The sequence below is a fragment of the Aquirufa sp. 5-AUSEE-100C1 genome (genome assembly GCF_054558655.1).
Genome location: NZ_JBPXKO010000003.1, coordinates 532,731 through 552,149 on the forward strand (window position 1 = coordinate 532,731; position 19,419 = coordinate 552,149).

At 43.6% G+C, this 19,419-nt stretch carries 15 protein-coding genes; 5 read left to right on the forward strand and 10 right to left on the reverse strand.

Features of this window, described 5'->3' with window-relative positions; translation table 11 throughout:
• Nucleotides 1-2: 2 nt before the first annotated feature.
• Together purD and ACMH5P_RS09445 are read right to left on the reverse strand one after the other, a co-directional pair.
• On the reverse strand, nt 3-1,289 hold the full coding sequence (gene purD / locus ACMH5P_RS09440) for a phosphoribosylamine--glycine ligase (RefSeq protein ID WP_459494120.1): 1,287 nt from the start codon (nt 1,287-1,289) through the stop codon (nt 3-5).
• Nucleotides 1,290-1,298: 9 nt separating this feature from the next.
• Nucleotides 1,299-3,614 (reverse strand): RecQ family ATP-dependent DNA helicase, encoded by a 2,316-nt coding sequence (locus ACMH5P_RS09445; protein ID WP_459494121.1) that lies wholly within the window; start codon nt 3,612-3,614, stop codon nt 1,299-1,301.
• A 79-nt stretch (nt 3,615-3,693) separates the two neighbouring features.
• On the opposite strand from ACMH5P_RS09445, the gene ACMH5P_RS09450 reads away from it, so the two are divergent.
• Entirely contained in the window at nt 3,694-4,662 is a 969-nt protein-coding gene (locus tag ACMH5P_RS09450; RefSeq protein WP_459494122.1) for a KpsF/GutQ family sugar-phosphate isomerase, read from the forward strand.
• A gap of 2 nt (nt 4,663-4,664) precedes the next feature.
• On the opposite strand, the gene ACMH5P_RS09455 is transcribed toward ACMH5P_RS09450, so the two are convergent.
• Both ACMH5P_RS09455 and crtD read right to left on the reverse strand, forming a co-directional pair.
• Entirely contained in the window at nt 4,665-5,141 is a 477-nt protein-coding gene (locus tag ACMH5P_RS09455; RefSeq protein ID WP_459494123.1) for a DUF4293 domain-containing protein, read from the reverse strand.
• A gap of 23 nt (nt 5,142-5,164) precedes the next feature.
• Entirely contained in the window at nt 5,165-6,634 is a 1,470-nt protein-coding gene (crtD, locus tag ACMH5P_RS09460) for a 1-hydroxycarotenoid 3,4-desaturase CrtD (RefSeq protein WP_459494124.1), read from the reverse strand.
• 104 nt (nt 6,635-6,738) lie between these two features.
• Here crtD and aspS point away from each other — a divergent pair, with 104 nt between their 5' ends.
• Nucleotides 6,739-8,502 carry an aspartate--tRNA ligase gene (aspS, locus tag ACMH5P_RS09465; protein WP_459494125.1) on the forward strand — a complete coding sequence of 588 codons (1,764 nt, stop codon included), beginning with the start codon at nt 6,739-6,741 and terminating at the stop codon, nt 8,500-8,502.
• Between the two features lie 81 nt (nt 8,503-8,583).
• Here aspS and ACMH5P_RS09470 read toward each other — a convergent pair whose 3' ends face one another.
• The 4 genes from ACMH5P_RS09470 to ACMH5P_RS09485 form a co-directional block, all read right to left on the reverse strand.
• Nucleotides 8,584-9,213 carry a carbonic anhydrase gene (locus tag ACMH5P_RS09470; RefSeq protein ID WP_459494126.1) on the reverse strand — a complete coding sequence of 210 codons (630 nt, stop codon included), beginning with the start codon at nt 9,211-9,213 and terminating at the stop codon, nt 8,584-8,586.
• Nucleotide 9,214: 1 nt separating this feature from the next.
• Nucleotides 9,215-10,744, reverse strand: a complete 1,530-nt coding sequence (locus ACMH5P_RS09475) for a SulP family inorganic anion transporter (protein WP_459494127.1) — start codon at nt 10,742-10,744, stop codon at nt 9,215-9,217.
• 42 nt (nt 10,745-10,786) lie between these two features.
• A complete protein-coding gene (locus ACMH5P_RS09480) occupies nt 10,787-11,029 on the reverse strand; it encodes a hypothetical protein (RefSeq protein WP_459494128.1) in 243 nt (80 codons plus the stop codon).
• A 98-nt stretch (nt 11,030-11,127) separates the two neighbouring features.
• On the reverse strand, nt 11,128-12,066 hold the full coding sequence (locus ACMH5P_RS09485) for a toxin-antitoxin system YwqK family antitoxin (protein ID WP_459494129.1): 939 nt from the start codon (nt 12,064-12,066) through the stop codon (nt 11,128-11,130).
• A gap of 125 nt (nt 12,067-12,191) precedes the next feature.
• Between ACMH5P_RS09485 and fcl the strand changes: the two genes are divergently transcribed.
• The 3 genes from fcl to ACMH5P_RS09500 are packed head-to-tail and all read left to right on the forward strand — an operon-like array spanning nt 12,192 to nt 14,858.
• Entirely contained in the window at nt 12,192-13,130 is a 939-nt protein-coding gene (gene fcl, locus ACMH5P_RS09490) for a GDP-L-fucose synthase (protein ID WP_459494130.1), read from the forward strand.
• Entirely contained in the window at nt 13,130-13,867 is a 738-nt protein-coding gene (locus tag ACMH5P_RS09495) for a class I SAM-dependent methyltransferase (RefSeq protein WP_459494131.1), read from the forward strand. The genes fcl and ACMH5P_RS09495 overlap by 1 nt, the downstream gene beginning before the upstream one ends.
• Nucleotides 13,868-13,871: 4 nt before the next feature.
• Complete coding sequence (locus tag ACMH5P_RS09500) at nt 13,872-14,858, forward strand: YhdH/YhfP family quinone oxidoreductase (RefSeq protein WP_459494132.1); 987 nt, start codon at nt 13,872-13,874, stop codon at nt 14,856-14,858.
• On the opposite strand, the gene ACMH5P_RS09505 is transcribed toward ACMH5P_RS09500, so the two are convergent.
• Both ACMH5P_RS09505 and ACMH5P_RS09510 read right to left on the reverse strand, forming a co-directional pair.
• Complete coding sequence (locus tag ACMH5P_RS09505; RefSeq protein WP_459494133.1) at nt 14,848-18,783, reverse strand: S8 family serine peptidase; 3,936 nt, start codon at nt 18,781-18,783, stop codon at nt 14,848-14,850. The two genes, ACMH5P_RS09500 and ACMH5P_RS09505, sit on opposite strands and share 11 nt — an antisense overlap.
• 24 nt (nt 18,784-18,807) lie before the next feature.
• Nucleotides 18,808-19,416, reverse strand: coding sequence for a ribonuclease HII (locus tag ACMH5P_RS09510; RefSeq protein WP_459494209.1), 609 nt, complete (start codon nt 19,414-19,416; stop codon nt 18,808-18,810).
• Between the last annotated feature and the right edge of the window lie 3 nt (nt 19,417-19,419).

Genomic DNA, 19,419 nt, shown 5'->3' on the forward strand with positions numbered 1-19,419 from the left:
TTTTATCCCTTATACCGTAGGACGTCAAGACCAATATCTCGTCTAAAATTTTTCCCTTCGAATTGGATCGCCAACGCCGCCTTTTGAGACTTTTGTATGGCTTTTTCCAAGGTATTCGAAGTGCCTGTTAAGGCAATTACTCGGCCTCCATTCGTAAGGAGTTGGCCTTCCTGCTCCTTTGTGCCCGCTTGGAAAATATGTGCATCCGTCACTTGGTCTAAGCCCGTGATGACATCTCCTTTGCGGTAATCTTCGGGATATCCTCCCGCAACCACCATGGTTGTCACAGCATATTGTGCTGAGATTTGAATTTTTTCTTCGTTCAAGGTCCCTTTGGCAGCCGCAAGAAGCAAAGATAAGAAATCTGATTCGATTCTAGGTAATACGACCTCTGTTTCCGGATCCCCCATCCGGGCATTGTACTCAATCACATAGGGCTCACCCTCATGATTCATCAGTCCAATAAAGATGAAGCCTTGGTATTTGATTCCATCGGCCTTTAATCCAGCCAATGTCGGCTTAATCACCCGATTATCCACATGTTCCATAAATGAGGCTGTCGCAAACGGAACCGGAGAAACGGCACCCATTCCTCCCGTATTCAATCCCTCATCATTTTCACCAATTCGCTTGTAATCCTTGGCTTCAGGTAACACCACATAGTTTTCACCATCCGTCAAAACAAAAACGGATAGCTCGATTCCGCGTAGAAACTGCTCAATCACCACTTTATCCGATGCTGCACCAAATTTAGAATCCAAGAGCATTTCCTTTAAGGATGCCTTTGCTTCCTCCAAAGTTTGTGCAATAATCACACCCTTGCCTGCTGCTAAACCATCTGCCTTCAAGACAATCGGAAGCGACTGCGTTTCGAGATAGGCCAAACCCGCTTCGACACTTTCCTTCGTAAAGGTCTGCGATGCGGCAGTTGGTACACCATGCCGATGCATAAAGTTTTTAGAAAAATCCTTACTTCCTTCTAATTGAGCTCCCTCAGCACCTGGACCCACGATGCCCACATGTTTTAAATCTTCCTGTGATTCAATATAATCGCGAACCCCTTTCACCAAAGGCTCCTCCGGGCCTACCACGACTAATTCAATCTGATGCTCACGAATTGCTTGTGCAATTCCGGCTAAGTCTGCTACTCCGATGGCTAAATTGGTACCCTGTTCCGCCGTACCCGGATTACCCGGAGCGATAAATAAACTACTTAGTAATGGACTCTGAGCAATCTTCCATGCAAAAGCATGTTCCCGACCGCCCGATCCGATAATTAATACATTCATTCTGTTTTATTAATTGGCTAATTCACTCAAAAACTTAATGCGCATCAAACGCAATTCCTCTTCACTCACATCTTCAATGTTACACTCATCCAATGCCTGTGTGATGTTGTCGGTATCTGCCGACATGAAATAATCGTAGATCTCCTCCTGTTTATCCGGCTCGATGACCTGATTAATAAAGTAATCTAAATTTAATTTAGTTCCCGAATAGCAAATCGCTTCGATCTCCTCAATTAATTCGGCCATCGATAATTCCTTCTGCTCGGCAATTAAATCCAAATCAATTTTTCGGTCGACTTGCTGGATAATGTAAATCTTGATTTTCGATTTGTTGACGGTCGACTTAACCACAACCTCCTTCGCCGTCTCAATTTCATTTTCATCCACATAGCGAATAATCGCATCCAAAAATTGCTTCCCGAACTTGACCACCTTGCCCATTCCCACCCCGTTGATTTGGGACATTTCCTCCTGGGTAGTGGGGTAGGTAGTTGCCATTTCTTCCAACGAAGGGTCCTGGAAAATCACATAAGGTGGCAGGTTTTTCTCCTTAGCTACCTTTTTGCGTAGATTTTTTAAGATCTCAAATAGGGCATCATCGTAGGCTTTCGCCCCTACAGCCGCATTCTCTTCCTCGTTTTCAGCCGCAATATCCTCCTGCTCATAATCGTGGTCTCGGGAAAAGGTCAACGGATAGGAGTCAGTTAAAAAGGCTTGCCCTTTTTCGCTCAACTTCAATACTCCGTAATTCTCGATATCTTTCGTAAGTAAATCATAAATCAATACCTGCTTGATAAATGATATCCATGGCGATTTTTCATCCTCCGGATTTACTTCTTTTTTCTTTTTGCGAAGCTTTTGTTTTTTCGGTGCCTGCTCTTCTCCATCGTTGTCTTCATCCTCCTCATCGTCCTCATCTTCATCTTCTATTTGGGCCCAAGAAACCTTTTTGCCTATTCCGAATACAGAAAGATTTTCCTGTTCATAACTCTGGGTGTATTGATTGGTTTTTCCCTCCAACACATCCGCGATATGCTCCGCATCAAATTTCTCACCGGTTTGTTTCACCGCTTCGAGTACCCAACTCACCTCTTCTTCGGCTTTGAAAGTTGGCGTAGGGTGCATACAATTGTCACAGAATCCACAGTTTTCCACCATGTGCTCACCAAAATAACTCAAGAGCTGCTTCCGGCGGCAAACGCCTAAATTGGCGTAATAAACCATTTCGCTCAACAAGATTTTTGCATTTTCCTTTTCGGAAACCGCTTTATCCTTGTTGAACTTATCTAGTTTTAAAATATCATCGTAGGTGTAAAACAAGATACATGTACCATCCAATCCATCACGTCCGGCTCGGCCGGTTTCTTGATAATAGCCCTCCAATGATTTTGGCGCATCGTAGTGGATCACAAAACGAACATCGGGTTTATCGATACCCATACCAAAGGCGATCGTGGCGACCATCACCTCGACTTCCTCATTTAAGAAAGCCTCTTGGTTGGCCATACGCACCTGAGGATCTAATCCAGCGTGATAAGGCAATGCCTTGATTCCATTGACGCCTAGCAATTCGGATACTTCTTCCACCCGTTTACGACTAAGGCAATAAATAATGCCTGCTTTGCCCGTATGACTTTTAATGTAACGAATTAATTGCTTGTCAATATCCTTTTTCGAGCGAATCTCGTAATATAAATTCTTGCGATTAAATGACGATTTGAAGACCGTCGCGTCTTCTAAATTTAAGGTCTTTTGGATATCCTGCTGAACCTTCGGCGTTGCTGTGGCCGTTAGTGCGATTATCGGAAGTTTGGTATCGATCGACTCGATGATGTTGCGAATCTTGCGGTATTCCGGACGGAAATCATGTCCCCATTCCGAGATACAATGCGCTTCATCAATCGCCACAAAGGATATTTTTGCCTGCTGCAAGAAGTTTAAATTTTCCTGCTTGTTCAGTGATTCGGGAGCAATGTAGAGCAACTTAACACTGCCACTAATTACCTCCGCTTTCACCCGATTGATTTCAGCCCGACTCAACGAAGAGTTTAAAAATTGCGCATTAATACCAAATGCGAGCATTTGATCCACCTGATTCTTCATCAACGCAATTAAAGGGGAAATAACAATCGCCGTTCCTGGCATCACGATGGCGGGCAATTGATAACAAAGAGATTTGCCTGCTCCCGTAGGCATCAATACGAAACTATTATTGCCATCAATCGTATTCCGAATGATTGCCTCTTGTTCGCCTCTAAACTGACTAAAGCCAAAGGTTTTTTTGAGCTGTTCCCTCAATACCTCACTAGAAATGGAAGTCGGCATAATTTTTATCGTGGCGTAAGTGTTTCAGTTATTGCATAAGAATTGGTTATCTTTGTGGGTTCCCAAAATCTTACTAACATTGAAATTAAGCAAAAATATTCAAAGCACAGCAAAAAAAGTTTTAAGCCAAGAAGCGGAGGCAATACTGCGCGTAAGTGAGGGAATTGATTCGGATTTTGAGGCCTGTGTGGAACATTTACTCGCTAGCAGCGGCCGCATCGTCTTTACGGGGATCGGTAAATCAGCCATCATCGCTCAAAAAATCGTTGCCACCATGAATTCGACAGGCACACCCGCCTTATTCATGCACGCCGCTGATGCTATTCACGGGGATTTGGGAATGATTCAAGCGGGTGATTCCGTGATTTGTATTTCAAAGTCAGGGGACACCCCCGAAATCAAAGTTTTAGTTCCCTTAATCAAGCGTACAGGGGTTTCCTTGATCGCAATGGTTTCGAATAAGCAATCCTATTTGGGCCAACAAGCCGATTTTATCCTACACGCACTCGCCGAACAAGAAGCGGATTTGATGAATTTGGCACCTACGACTTCCACAACGGTAGCCCTTGCCTTGGGCGATGCGCTAGCAGTTTGTTTGTTGGAGTGCAAAGGATTTACCGCACAAGATTTCGCCAAATACCACCCAGGCGGTGCATTGGGTAAGCGTATGTATCTGAAGGTGAGCGATATCTATCCACAACACGAATTTCCAGTTATCTCACCGAATGCCAGCATTCAAGAAGCTATCCACGAAATCAGCTCTAAGCGTTTAGGCGCCACAGCCGTGGTCGATGCAGAAAATCAACTTATTGGTATTATAACCGATGGTGACGTGCGTCGTATGTTGGAGAATCACAGTAACTGGTCCGAAATCCAATTGGACGATATGATGAATCGCACCCCGAAAACGATCGAATCGGATGCTTTTGCCACAGAGGCATTAGCCATCATGCAATCTAAAAACATCACCCAATTAGTGGTGACAGAAAATAAAAAGGCCGTGGGATTTGTACATCTCCACGACCTGTTAAAAGAGGGTATCGTTTAATCTTAACGCATGCGATTGGACGATTGCACGAGCATTTCGTCCTTGCGAACTAAGCGGTTCGCAATCATGTTGGCCAATAAAGACACCACCATCGCGTAAAATCCAACACCATATTGTCCTTGTGCCTCGGGCTCAAAGTTAGGCATCGCTTCCTTGAAAATTACCCAGAAAGAATATCCCATCGCCCCGGCTAATAGCAAGGAATTAATTAAGCCCAACATCATTTGACGAATTCGATTCTTGAAAGAGAAAATGGTCACAAGCGTGATGATCGTCGATAAGGTCAAAAGGATGATAATCGCAATACTGCTATTTTCGGTTACGGTATTTCCCGTTTGAACGAGCGTCCATTTGTTCGCAAATAATTCCACTTTTTGTCCTGTTTGTCCGATTTTCGTCCAAATCGTCCAACCGGAAGATGCGAGACAATTGGCAATAAGTACCAGGGACATAAAAATTGTTTGGGGTCTTTGAATCATAATCTTAATTGTTTGCTGCGAAATTACGCATTTTCTTGAAAAAGCTTGGTGGCAATTTTCGCTGAACTCAAGCAAAGTGGAATTCCTCCGCCCGGGTGAACGCTGCCCCCAAACCAATACATATTCTGTATGGCTGGCCGGTAATTCGGGTGTCTCAAAAAGGCCGCAAATTTATTGTTTGACGAGTTACCATAGAGCGCCCCACCGGAAGACGAGGTTCTCGATTCAATGCGCCGCGGATCTAAATAATCTTCGGCGACTAGGTGGTCCTCCAACTGGATTCCGAGTACTCGGTTGATTTTGGCAATGACCTGTTGGCGACATTTTTGAATCAAATCATCCCAGTCCTGCCCTGAATTCGCGGGTGCATTGATTAATAAAAACCAGTTTTCCCCTCCTTTAGGGGCATCCTCGGGAGCGACTTTATTCGAAATATGTAGGTAGACTGTCGGATCGTCGAAAAGCGTATTTTCCTTAAATATCGCATCGAATTCCGCCTGATAATTTTTAGAGAAAAAGATATTGTGTACTCCCAATTCCTCAAAAGTCCGATTTATTCCCCAATAGAATATAACGCCCGAGCTCGATTTTGGCTGGGACAATAATTTCGTAGGTCTTTCGATATTAGTCAGCAAATTGTCATAGGACGGTCGAATGTCAGAATTGCAACCGATAATATCAAAATCGTATTTCCCTTTCGCCGTTTGAATGCCTGTGGCTTTTTGGCCATCGGTTAAAATGTTGTCGACTTTCTCATTGAGGTGAAAATTTACCCCCAAGTCCTTGGCCAATCGAACCAAAGAATTCGGAATCTCAATCATGCCTCCCTTTGGGAAATAGGCACCAAGGTTATACTCTAGGTGTGGAATAATGGAAAGGGTCGCAGGTGTCTGATAGGGGTCCGAGCCATTGTAAGTTGCATATCGATCGAAAAGTTGGACCGTTTTCGGGTTTTTAAAGCGCGATTTATGCGCTTGGTGCATGGTTTGGAATAAGCCCAATTTATGCAAATTCGCATAACCTCGCAGTGCTTTTGGACTTGTCCATGTACGCAACTTATGCAAAGAATCATCCAAAAACAGATCACTAACAATATTGTACTTTTCGCCGGCTTGAATCAGGTATTGGTGGATGTTCTGCGCATCCTCTCCCAAAGCCTCAGCCATTAATTGCGCAGTTTCCGCGGGGTCTTGTACGGTTTTAAGACGCGTTTGGTCGTCCCAAAAGTAATTGCAAATTTCTGGGAGTCTTTGGTAATTGAAATAATCGCGCGGATTTTTACCGGCCAACTCGAACAATTCGTCCACCAATTGCGGCATGGTAAATAGGGACGGACCCGTATCGAACCGATATCCATTTAAGTTGAGCAGCCCTAATTTACCTCCTGCTCGTTCATTCGCTTCAAAAACAGTTACTGAATGTCCAAGTAGTTGCATGCGAATCGCAAAGGCGATTCCCCCAATTCCAGATCCGACGATACCGACAGTTGACAAGGCGATTAATTTTTGTGTGAAATTAACTAAATAAGAATAAACGAGTAAATGTTTTACACTACATACTCTTTTCCGTAATTTTGCACGAATTTTTATAATAAACTATGTTACGTACACACACGAACGGCGAATTGAGAATGGAGCACGTGGGCCAAACAGTCACTTTATGTGGTTGGGTTCAAAAAACACGTGATAAGGGTGGTATGCTTTGGATCGACTTGCGCGATCGTTATGGCATCACCCAATTAATGTTGGAGGAAGGGAAGTCGGATCCTGCCGCTTTGGCTTTAGCCCGTGGTTTAGGACGTGAGTTTGTCGTAGCCGCAGAAGGTTTGGTCGTAGAGCGTTTAGCGAAAAATGACAAGTTGCCTACTGGGGATGTGGAGATTAAAGTGAGCAATTTGCGCATTTTAAATCCAGCGAAATTGCCCCCTTTCTTAATTGAAGATGAAACGGACGGCGGGGATGATATCCGCATGAAATACCGTTATTTGGATTTGCGTCGTAACCCAATTCGCGAGAGCCTTCGTTTACGTCATCAGGTAGGTCGTGAAGTGCGCAATTATTTAGATAAGCAAGATTTTATTGAAGTAGAAACACCGGTGTTGATTAAGTCGACACCAGAAGGTGCGCGTGATTTTGTGGTTCCATCTCGGATGAATCCGGGTGAATTTTATGCCTTGCCACAATCGCCACAAACCTTCAAGCAGTTGTTGATGGTATCCGGTTTTGATCGTTACTATCAAATTGTGAAGTGTTTCCGTGACGAGGATTTGCGTGCAGATCGTCAACCGGAGTTTACGCAGATCGACTGCGAAATGTCGTTTGTAGAGCAAGAGGATATTTTAAATATGTTCGAGGGCTTGATCCGTCATTTGTTCTCGTCGGTGAAAGGCTTAGATATCGGTGAAGTTCCTCGCATGACCTATGCGGATGCCATGAAATATTATGGGTCAGACAAGCCGGATATCCGTTTTGATATGAAGTTTGTTGAGTTGAAAGGAGAGGGCGTTGATTTGACTTCAGGGAAGGATTTCCAAGTTTTTGATGCGGCCAACACGGTCGTGGGTATTTGTGTGAAAGGTGCTGCGGAGTACACTCGTAAGCAGCTGGATGAGTTGACGGATTTTGTTCGCCGACCACAAATTGGGGCTAAGGGATTGATTTATGCGCGTGTTCAGCCGGACGGCGTTGTAAAATCATCGGTGGATAAGTTTTATTCTGAGTCTGATTTAGCGACTTGGGCATCGGCTTTCCAAGCGGAACCGGGAGATTTGATTTTGGTTCTTTCGGGAGATGGTGACAAAGTTCGCAAGCAATTGAACGAGTTGCGTTTAGAAATGGGTACACGCATGGGATTGCGTGATCCAAACAATTATAAAGTTCATTGGGTTGTTGATTTCCCTTTGTTGGAGTACGGTGAAGAAGAGGACCGTTGGTTCGCCATGCACCATCCCTTCACGAGTCCAAAACCAGAGGATATTCCGTTGATGGAGGCGGGTGAGTTCGGAAAAGTTCGTGCGAATGCTTATGATTTAGTCGTGAACGGTGTGGAAGTGGGCGGAGGTTCCATTCGTATTTTCCAAAAGGATTTACAATCGAAAATGTTCGAGGTATTAGGCTTTAGCGAGGAGGAGGCGAAAGCTCAATTTGGTTTCTTGTTGGACGCATTTGAATACGGTGCGCCGCCACATGGTGGTTTGGCCTTTGGTTTCGACCGACTTTGTTCGCTGTTCGGAGGAACGGAATCGATTCGTGATTACATTGCCTTCCCGAAAAATAATGCGGGTCGTGATGTGATGATTGATTCGCCATCTCCACTAGCGCAGGCGCAATTAGATGAGTTAAAAATCAAGACGAATTTGTAAGTTAATTGAGCGCGTTTCTCGCGTTTCCACGCAAGCTTTGGCAAACCAATAAGAAGGATTGCCAAAGCTTAGCGGGGGGAATTAAAATTCGTATTTAAATACCGGGCTTTCCCATTCGCCCGCGTTTATATTAATGATTTCCTTAATTTCTCCGTGGTGTATATCAAAAACCCAGCCATGTAAATGAGGGAATTGTCGATTCGCCCATGCTTTTTGAACAATGGTTGTTTTGGCTAGATTTTGTATCTGCTCTGCCACATTTATCTCAACTAATTTGTTGAAGCGCAACTCTTCATCTTTAATATCATGAAGCTGATCAAAGTGTTTTTCATAGACTTCTTTGATATTTCGCAACCACTTGTTAATTAAGCCAAAATCATGATTTGACATGGCGGCCTTAACTCCTCCGCAATTGTAATGTCCACAAACGATGATGTGTTTTACTTCCAAAACCTCGACGGCATATTGGAGAACCGACAATAAATTGATGTCGGTATGTACGACCATATTTGCCACATTTCGATGCACAAAAATATCCCCTGGATCTGCATGCGTGATTTCTTCTGCGGGTACCCGACTGTCGGCACAACCAATCCAAAGAAATAAGGGATTTTGCTCTTTCGATAAATTATCAAAATAGCTGGCATCTAATTCTAGCCGTTCGCTGGCCCAAGCTTTATTACTTAGCAGTAATTTTTTATATTCTTTCATTTTATTTCTTTTTTAGATCTGCTTCGATTCCTCGTTCATGAGCGGTAGCTATAAACTCTTGGATTAATAGATTGATGTCATGGTCCATGAAATGTACTTTAGAAATATCAATAAATACCTCAGAACCTTGAGGTATTTTTCTTAGGGTTTCTTTTAGAGACATTTTATGTAGAAATGTGACATCTTTCTGGAATTTTATTAATACCTCATTCCCATTATTAAATACGGAGAAAACCGAAGAATAATTGGTAATGATTACGAAGATCAGCCCAACAACCGTCCCAATGAAAATACCCCACAATAAATCAACGCCCACGACGACGGCTATTGTGACAAGGAAGGGTAGCCATTGTTTCCATCCCTCAGAAATCACCTTTTTGAATTCCTTGGGGTGAGCTAATTTATATCCCGTATAGAGTAATATACTCGCAAGGCAAGCCAATGGAATATGATTCAAATACATGGGTAGGGCAATGACTGCAACAAGAAGGAGGACTCCATGAACAAATCCGGACATACGCGTTTTGCCACCCGCATAAATGTTGGTGGATGAGCGAACGATTACCGAGGTAATCGGTAGTCCACCTAATAGGCCACTCGTAATATTCCCAACGCCTTGAGCGATTAATTCCCGGTTAGCGGAAGCAATTTGTTTTTGGGGATCTAAAGCCTCGGTGGCTTCTAATGAGAGCAGACTTTCCAAAGAAGCTACGATTGCGAGAGTAATGGCTATGCTGTATACTTTGGGATTTGTTAGGAAACTCCAATCAGGGCTAATGAGGCCAGAAACAATTTCATTCACATTTCCGAAAATGGGAAGGTTCACCATGTGGCTACTGGAATTACCTAAATACCATTCAGGGATAAAGATTTGAAAAGCAAAATTTAAAAGGACTCCTAAGAGTACAACAATAAGAGATGCTGGAAGTGCTTGCATCCAACGTACACGCTGGGCTAAGCCTGTCCACAAAAAGAGCGTGACAAGACCCAAAATGGAAATGATCATCGCCCCTAGTTTAATGTCTCCCAATGAATTAATCAATTCTGTGAAGGTATTTTGGCCATCTGCAATTTGGGAAAATTCGAATTCCCCAAAGAAGTCTAAGTCATCCCCAAAGGCATGTGGTATTTGTTTCAGTATTATCACAATTCCAATGGCTACCAACATGCCTCGAATCACAGATGATGGGAAAAATCCACCAATTTTACCCATTTTTAAGAGTCCTAAAATGATTTGAATGATTCCAGCCATGATGACTGCGATTAAAAATCCAGCAAAGCTACCTAAATCGTTAATGGCTGTGGCAACGATAATGGTTAATCCGGCAGCGGGGCCACTTACGGATAATTCGGAGCCTGAAAGTAGAGAGACTAAGACACCCCCGATTATTCCAGCGACTAAGCCTGCCATCAAGGGAGCTCCAGAAGCTAAAGCAATTCCAAGGCAAAGGGGCAAGGCCACTAAAAATACGGCTATGCCTGATTTCCAATCCCCTGCAATTAGGGATTTAAGGTACGTTTGATAATTCATTATAAAGTTTTTAAGGTGTTAACAATAAACGGGTTCTTTACCTTAAATATCGGGCGGAGGGACAATTGGGGTAATATGTCCTTGACTCAATTTAGAAAAATATTCGTATTGCACTTTTAATTTTTGCGATTGGCGCATTTCTGTTAGTGTCCTCTGAATTTTATTTATGCATGCCGCATCTTTTGTTTCATCATCACTATCTTCTGTATCATCTGAATCGCTACTAATATCGCTTTTAAGTTGGGAAAATGCAGGTGAATCCGCATCCACTGATTTAGCCTGCATGTGATATCCATGTAACGGATTCACGTATTGACTCTCCGGTTGAGATGATGGTGCTACACTAACTAACACATTCCAAAAAATAATGATCAGCCTTATCATTAATCTAAGGTAGCTTTTTGTTGGAATATAATTTTCCCCTGTGGGTCCCTTTCCTGAATTAATTCAGGTTCTTGAGTGTCGAATTTGTCTTTCCCATAACGCCATTCTTTTTTCAAGCGCCCGCCATTCCCAAATTCGTAATATTCGCGCCAGCGACCCACGCGAACGCTGTCGTCTAACATCCCCTCTTCCTTCACATTTCCACTTGGATAAAATGCTCGGTATTGCCCGCGAATCTTGCCGAAAACGACGGGAGTTATTTCTTGAATCTTTTTTTGTTCGGAATCGTAAAAGCTAATTTTCGACTCGACCGGGAAGCCTCGGCTAAAATATTGCTTGTTGATTAATTCGCCATCTGGCCCATAGGTTTCCCAGCGGCCATCTTTGGCACCCATGTAAAAAAAGCCTTGCTCTTGAATATTTTGATTGATAATACGTCTAAAGGGGCCATGGCATATTTGGGCTGAGCTATTGTCTTTCAGTGATCCCGTTACGATGCGCGATTGAGCTGGGTCAAACCACCAAATTTCGGACACATACCGGCTAATTGCCTCGTCCTCGACATATTTGACTACATTAATTTCTTCCAGCGTATTGCGTGTTCCACTCCCATAGCTCCCAAGACGTCTTTCGGTTTTTATCTGCGCATATTCGTCTTTGGGAGGGCTTTTCTTAGCTGTGCGCCGAGCTAACATGCTTGCTTTGATGCCTAAGTTTTTTATCCCAAGGTCTTCTATGAGCGCTTTTCCCTCCGACCTTATTTTTTTAGCTTCTTCCAAGGTGCCTTCTAAGCCCGTGCTTAAACGTCCACCCAAAAAGCCTTTTTGGTTAGTCGTATCAATCAAGGGTTTCTTGTTTGACTTGACAGATTCCGTTTGGCTATAAACTTTTAAGCCCATCAAACACAAGCCAAGAAAAAGCAATTTATTTAATTTCATGCCAGGTAGGAACGTACATCGCCCAAAAATATTTCTCAAAAATAGGAATTTAAATGATTAGCTAGGGTAGTTTATGTATTTTTGCAAGGTTTTTCACGAGGTTTACCTCCAAGATTATACAAGCATTGAAAAAGGAAGCAAAAATATACGTAGCCGGACACCGCGGAATGGTGGGCTCTGCCATAGTTCGTCAATTGAAAGCGCATGGTTATCAGCAAATTATCGTTCGAACTTCGAAAGAATTAGATTTGCGGAATCAACAGGCCGTAGCGGATTTCTTTCAAGCTGAAAAACCCGATTATGTCTTTTTAGCGGCCGCTAAAGTGGGAGGAATTGTAGCGAATAATACCTATCGCGCGGATTTTTTGTATGAGAATTTGGCGATACAAAACAACGTCATACATGCCGCGCATTTAAATAATGTCAGCAAATTAATGTTCCTGGGCTCATCGTGTATTTACCCCAAAATGGCGCCTCAACCCTTGAAGGAGTCGTATCTGTTGAGTGGATATTTAGAGCCAACCAATGAGCCCTACGCCATAGCCAAAATTGCAGGAATTAAGATGTGTGAGGCCTATCGTGCCCAATATGGCTGTGATTTTATTTCGGTGATGCCAACTAATTTATATGGCCCGAATGATAACTATGACCTCCAAAATTCACATGTTTTACCGGCGATGATTCGCAAATTCCATGAGGCGAAAGAACGTGGGGATTCGAGCATGGAACTTTGGGGCACGGGTTCGCCGATGCGGGAGTTTTTATATGCCGATGATTTAGCGGAGGCCTGTCTTTTCATAATGGAAAATTACAGCGATCCTGAATTAGTGAACATCGGAACGGGGGTTGATGTTACGATTAAAGAATTAGCCGAAACGGTCAAAGAAATTGTCGGGTTTGACGGAGAGATTCGTTGGGATGTTTCGAAACCCGATGGTACACCCAGGAAATTGATGGACGTTTCAAAATTACACCAATTGGGTTGGAAACATTCCATTGAATTAGCTGAAGGTATTCGTTTGGCCTATCAGGATTTTTTAGCGAATGTCGAGTTACGAAAATAATGGAGAAGGCAGATTGGTTTAGTACATGGTTTGATTCTCCCTATTATCACATTCTTTACGCGAGTCGGGACGATCGCGAAGCCGAACAATTTATTCGCGCTTTGCAAACACATCTTTCCATTCCAGCGGGAGCACATGTTTTAGATGCGGCTTGCGGAAAGGGCCGTCATGCTCGGACATTACAACAGCTTGGTTTACAGGTAGATGCATTTGACTTGTCACCGAGTAATATTGAGGAGGCCAACAAACTCGCCAATGAACAGCTTCGTTTTTTCGTTCATGATATTCGGGAGCCATTGCCTCGTCAGGGGCAATACGACGTTGTATTTAATTTTTTTACCAGTTTTGGGTATTTCGATGATCCTGTAGATAATGCGCGGTCATTTCAAACTTTTGCAGGTGGATTGAAATCTCAGGGTACGTTAGTGATGGATTTTTTAAATCCGACCTATATCCTGGCAAATCTTGTGCCTGAAGAAACGGTGCATCAGGGTGGAATTGATTTTCACGTTAAGCGCTGGGAGGAAAAAGGGTTCTTATATAAGTCGATTACCTTTGAAGACCAAGGACAGTCCTATTCTTTTCAGGAAAAAGTGGAGCTGATTTCGAAAGATGATTTTCTTGGCTATGCGGAAGCTGCGGGATTGTATTTCATGAATTTGGTCGGAGATTATACTTTAGCTAAGTTTGATGCGCAAACTTCTCCTCGGATGATTTTCTTCTGGGGCAAACCTTAATACTATGTCTTCTTTTCGTGCCCTTTTAACGGAAATTAATCCCGACGGTAAAGCGCATACTCAAGTCCAATCACTGGATATTTCTTTTTTGCCTGCGCATCCGGTATTAATTCGTGTCGAATATTCCTCGTTGAATTATAAGGATGCTTTATCGGCCAGCGGACACAAGGGGATTACACGTAATTTCCCTCATATTCCGGGTATCGATGCTGCAGGAATTGTAGAAGAAGATCTTTCCGGGCATTTTGCCAAAGGCACACGCGTTTTAGTTACGGGTTTTGATTTAGGTATGAATACGCATGGTGGCTTATCGGAATTAATTCGCGTGCCAGCCGAGTGGGTCATTGAACTTCCTGCGGGTCTCAATTCAAATGTAGCGATGCAATGGGGGACGGCGGGCTTAACCGCGGCGATGGCAGTAGATGCATTAATTTCCAATCAAATTACCCCAGACCGAGGCGAGATTCTTGTCACTGGCGCTACGGGTGGCGTGGGTATGATGAGCATTAAGCTACTAAACCATTTAGGTTATTCTGTGGTCGCATTAAGTGGGAAACCGGAACTAGAATCTCGGTTAATCGCCGCTGGTGCATCACGCGTTATTTCGCGCCAACAATTCGCTGAAGAACCTCCGCGTGCCTTATATTCCATGGATTTTGCCGGGGCCATTGATACCTTGGGTGGGGATTATTTGGTTCAAGTGGTGAAACGCTTGAAGTTTGCGGGGGCAGTCGCTGTTTGTGGGATGGCTGCGGGTGTTGAATTGCCCTTACAGGTCTATCCATTTATTCTGCGTGGTGTTCGAATGTTGGGTATTTATTCAGCAGATTCTCCATTGGCTTATAAGAAGTCTCTCTGGGATAAAATTGCGAATGAATGGTCTTTAAACCTTCCGGACCTCGTTCACGAAATTTCCTTGGCGGAGGTTCCATCAACGCTCGAAGGGATGTTGGCCGCTAACACAAACGGTCGATACCTGGTTAAAATTTAACAAACTTTATCCCTTGTGCTTCGGGAATTTCGGGAAGCTGAATGAGGTAGGTTCCATTTGGAATCTGACTAAGGTCTAGACTGATTTTTCGATCTTTGGGAGCATACCTTTCCTCGCAAATTAATTGACCTTGCATGTTCCAAATCTGTACTTTTAGTAGACTATTGTTGAGTATTTCATCAGGGAGGCCTAAAATTATTTCCTTTTGAGTTGGGTTTGGAAAGGCTGTAATGAGTGAATAAGGGTTTCTCTCCTCATTTGCCAAAATACTTACTCGGTAATTATCAGAAGTTACGGGGCATCCATTTACATCGGTTAGTTTGATGGAATAATTGCCGGATTCAGTAGGCATGTAATTAACCGCATTAGCCCCCGGAATGAGATTTCCATTGAGGTACCACTGTAATTTTTCCCCAGGAGAACTCGTTAACACCCCATTCAAGTAGGAGATTAACGGAGGTAGGGGATTGGTATATTTGATATTCAAGCTTGCACTTAAGTTGCTGCAATTTCCGTTCGTAACTTGTGCTTGATACAATCCCGCTTTGTTTGCTGTAAAATTGGGTTGTGTGGCCCCATTGATGGCTGCTCCGTTTAATAGCCATTGGATACTTGCATTGGAACTTACGCTGGCAATGATCGATTTTTCCTCGCTTGAACAAATGGTTAAACTACCTGCAGGGGAAATGCTAACGCTTGGGCTTGGAGTTGAACTTACTGATATAGCCGCTCTTGGGCTCGGGCATCCAATGGATTTGAATTTCATGTCATAGAAATAATAATAGCCCGAAGTGATTGGTGCACCATTAAATTTAGCTCCTGTGATGGATAAGATGTTAGGAATCGTATAGGGGTAACCTATGTTGGTCGGCGCATTCACCGTATCTGCCAAACTCCGATTGCTGCGAAAAATACTTGCTCCATTGGAACAAGCTTGCGATAAAAGGTAAGTACCAGCTTTGGGGAAAGCTAAGTTTAGGTAGATGACTTGTCCGGGGTCATTTTTATCATCGATTAATTGTCCACCTACGCGAGTCAAATTACTTTGTGTACGTGTAGCTTCCACTTCTTTGGATACCGATGCAATTAATTCCCCTGTACTATTATTATAAACACTGAAGGTGATTGTTCCTGATGTGCCCACATAGACTCTGGCACTTTCTAATACGATGGGGCTTTTAACCTCAATGATGGGTTCAGGGCCAAAATTATTAAAGTAGCTCCCCGAGCCATAGGCCGCTTTGGTACTCGGTTGAAGGCTGCCGGAGAAGTCGGCCTGCGCCACCGTATACGTAGCTGATGCGGGCAGGCTGATTTTGGCCCCTGCGCCCGCCAATGTATTGTTGGAATACCATAAGGCCCCCTCACTCGAAGCGGTTAAATTAACTAAGGCTCCTGGGGTACACTGTGTCCCAAGGGCGATCGGAGATTGAGGTTTTTCAATCGTTTCCAGCAGCTGAATCGAATTATTTTGAACATTTTGGTCTGTTCCTAGTAAATTTTTTAGCTCAAACGTGTAGCTCTTTCCTGCCTCTAAATTTCCGTCACCTTGTAAGGCTAATTCTTTTTCTTGGCCAGGTTTAATTTGAGAAAGAGTGCCTTTTAAAGTACCTAATAATTGCCCAGCCGAGCTAATTGAAACCTCAATGGGAATATTGATTTGTGCCTTAGACCCTGTGTTTTTTAGGCGGGCAATCACGCCAATTTTACCATTTGTTTGACAAAAACTACCCGAGCTACTGGTAAGGCCTACGGCAGCGAGGTCGTTGGAGGCCTGGGTAATTTGAACGGTACTCTCAAAAACCTGGCCGTTGGTAATGCTGTTGCAATTACCCGAAATTCCGTCCAGCGAAGAGATTATTCTCAATTTATATCGTTGTCCTATTTGACTTGTCTGCGATGTTTTAATGGATAGGGCCAACTCGCTTGAGCGAATGTCATTCGTCGCGCTGATAAGTTCATCTGTGTCATCGAAATCCCCATCTTGATTCCAATCGACTAGGGCGCGAATATTTTTCGCGATCGTATTACTAAATTGAAGAGTAGCGGTTTTTGTTTCGCCTAGCTCGATTGGCATACCTATACCCGTACTGTCTAAGGTATTTGCAATGGGTTTGAGGTCACTTACAAATTTGGAAATGAGAGATTTTGGTGTCGAGGAATTTATCGTGCAGTAGCTTTTGCCACCAAGCCCCGACACAATAAGTGAAAAATCCTGCTGGCCGTTCTTTAATACCGCTTTGTGTGTTATGGTAAGCGTATAGGTTTCGCCCGGGACAGTATTAGGGATTAAGATTTTTTCAATATTATCCAGGCTGTTTATGCCCGGCTTAGCCAAGGCAATGGGATCTTCCGGGTTTAGTGTATAGGGCAAATAGACGCCTTTACTGTCTTGGATTTTGATATCTAGGTCATTGACTAAACGAGGTGTCCGATTATTCAATGAGCTCGCAATGAGCGGTAATACATTCCCCTCAGGATCCGTCCATGAGAGGGTTGCCGTCATAATGTCTGTGCCTGAAGCAATCAATTTCTCCGAGTATGAACTGCCATTCATCAACGTTAGTTCTCGGATTACATGAGTGTTTGAGGTGTTTTGAAGTACCTTCGCGGCATTTTCTGTGTGTAAAAGCCCCCAACCACTTTGATAATCAGGACCTATTGGGCCAAAATCCATAGCAGTATGTATAACGAGGCCTTTTAGGGTGGCGGCACGCATAAATTTACCACTGTTAAGTTGGTGGTATAATTGCTGCAATAAGAATAATGAGCCGCCTACATTAGGTGCCGACATGGATGTTCCATTCAAGGCTGAATAAGACGCATTCGAGGTATTGGTTGTAGAAAGAACATCAGTCCCGACGCCCATGATGTCGGGTTTGATGCGGCCATCATCCGTGGGGCCCCAAGATGAAAAACTACTTACTCGAATTTCAGAGGCTAAATTTGGGGCTTGATTAATGGACTCGATGGCGCCGACGGTTAAAATATTTTTTGCGGTTCCCGTCGTTGAAATAATATCATATCCATCGTTCTTGGCTCGAACGACGTTTGAGGAATCTTTGGTATTTTTTAATAGGTAATATTCTCCCTTCGTGAAATCAGGGCCATTCTCTGATCGACTATTCCCGGCAGATTTTGTAATGAGGTAATAGGGGGCGTTAAAGGCGATCTTATCAAGTGCTTGCGCATTGCTGTCATAATATCCGAACTTATAATCTTCGAGGTTACTGATCGCATCATTCCCCCACCACTGCCATTTATTTTTGGAGGAATCAAAGACCCAGCCGGCTTGATAACCATAGGAGTGGTTACTAATTAATAGGTTAGGAGATGCAGAACTGATTTCCGCATTATCGTTATTGTAGTCCCAAGATTTCAAACTTGCCCCGAAAGCCATTCCTCGCGCTGAGGCAATTTGACCGCTTGCGACCATTGTTCCCGCTACGTGCGTCGCATGTAAATCCGTGGCAGTTCCAGATTCTAGATTCTTAACTCTTCCGCCGAACTCCTGATGCGTGGCAAAAACATTTCCTCCGTCCCAAATGGCTAATTTCCCGTCCATCGCTGCCAAATCCCCATTGAGTGAAAGACCTAAGCTACCCCCAACGTAAAGTTGATCCGTGCGCGTTATTTTAGCCGATCGTTGGTTGGATTCTACGCCAAGATAGAGCGCTTCACCGAGTTCATTGATTTGTTGGAGCGTAATTTTTCTATCCCCAATTTGATCAATAATTTTTATTCCTTGTTGTTTTGCTAATGTTTGACTGCGCGTGTATCGGAGGGCTTGTTGACGGCTAAATTCTTCGGCAAATTCTTGAATCTTCGTTTTTTGTTCAGGTTTATACAAATCATATTGCGCGAAAAGGCTCTCGGGTAGCACCGAAAGTATCACCAAAAGGATTAATAGGATTGCGCTCCGCATTGTTGATAAGTATAGACCCCTAATTTAGTCTTTTTCTTTGATTTCCACACGAAACGTTGTTCGGTGAATTTCAGTAGGGCCAAGTGCTAGGACGGCCTTGCGATGTTCTATGGTTGGATAGCCTGCATTTCGCTCCCAACCGTAGCCAGGGTATTTTAAAGCCGCATTTTTCATCCATTCATCCCGATAGGTTTTGGCCAAAATGGAGGCTGCCGCAATGGAAAAATACTTGGAATCCCCTTTGACTATACAGGTGTGCTGAATAAATGGGTAGCTGATGAAACGATTTCCGTCGACCAATAAATGGTCGGGCTTCGTTTGTAATTGATCCACCGCTCGATGCATGGCCATAACACTGGCCTTATAAATATTGATTTGGTCAATGGTTTTGTGGTCAACTTCCGCGATCGCATAATCGATGGCATAGGTTTTCACCACTTCAATGAGTTTTTGGCGCTGCTTTGCATTTAATTGCTTGGAGTCGGTCAATAACTTATCATGAAAATCTTTGGGTAGGATTACTGCGGCAGCGACGACTGGCCCTGCCAAACAGCCACGGCCTGCCTCATCTAGCCCCGCTTCGATGCCATCGGGTTGGAAATAGGGGAGTAAGCTAGTGTCACGAATTAGCATAAA

Bases quoted from the DNA above. Each gene is read 5' to 3' on its own strand.
- ACMH5P_RS09495 (WP_459494131.1), top strand. From the start codon at position 13,130: ATGGAGAAGGCAGATTGGTTTAGTACATGGTTTGATTCTCCCTATTAT.
- aspS (WP_459494125.1), top strand. From the start codon at position 6,739: ATGTTACGTACACACACGAACGGCGAATTGAGAATGGAGCACGTGGGC.
- ACMH5P_RS09500 (WP_459494132.1), top strand. From the start codon at position 13,872: ATGTCTTCTTTTCGTGCCCTTTTAACGGAAATTAATCCCGACGGTAAA.
- ACMH5P_RS09455 (WP_459494123.1), bottom strand. From the start codon at position 5,141: ATGATTCAAAGACCCCAAACAATTTTTATGTCCCTGGTACTTATTGCC.
- ACMH5P_RS09510 (WP_459494209.1), bottom strand. From the start codon at position 19,416: ATGCTAATTCGTGACACTAGCTTACTCCCCTATTTCCAACCCGATGGC.
- ACMH5P_RS09470 (WP_459494126.1), bottom strand. From the start codon at position 9,213: ATGAAAGAATATAAAAAATTACTGCTAAGTAATAAAGCTTGGGCCAGC.
- ACMH5P_RS09485 (WP_459494129.1), bottom strand. From the start codon at position 12,066: ATGAAATTAAATAAATTGCTTTTTCTTGGCTTGTGTTTGATGGGCTTA.
- purD (WP_459494120.1), bottom strand. From the start codon at position 1,289: ATGAATGTATTAATTATCGGATCGGGCGGTCGGGAACATGCTTTTGCA.
- ACMH5P_RS09480 (WP_459494128.1), bottom strand. From the start codon at position 11,029: ATGCAGGCTAAATCAGTGGATGCGGATTCACCTGCATTTTCCCAACTT.
- ACMH5P_RS09505 (WP_459494133.1), bottom strand. From the start codon at position 18,783: ATGCGGAGCGCAATCCTATTAATCCTTTTGGTGATACTTTCGGTGCTA.
- ACMH5P_RS09475 (WP_459494127.1), bottom strand. From the start codon at position 10,744: ATGAATTATCAAACGTACCTTAAATCCCTAATTGCAGGGGATTGGAAA.
- ACMH5P_RS09445 (WP_459494121.1), bottom strand. From the start codon at position 3,614: ATGCCGACTTCCATTTCTAGTGAGGTATTGAGGGAACAGCTCAAAAAA.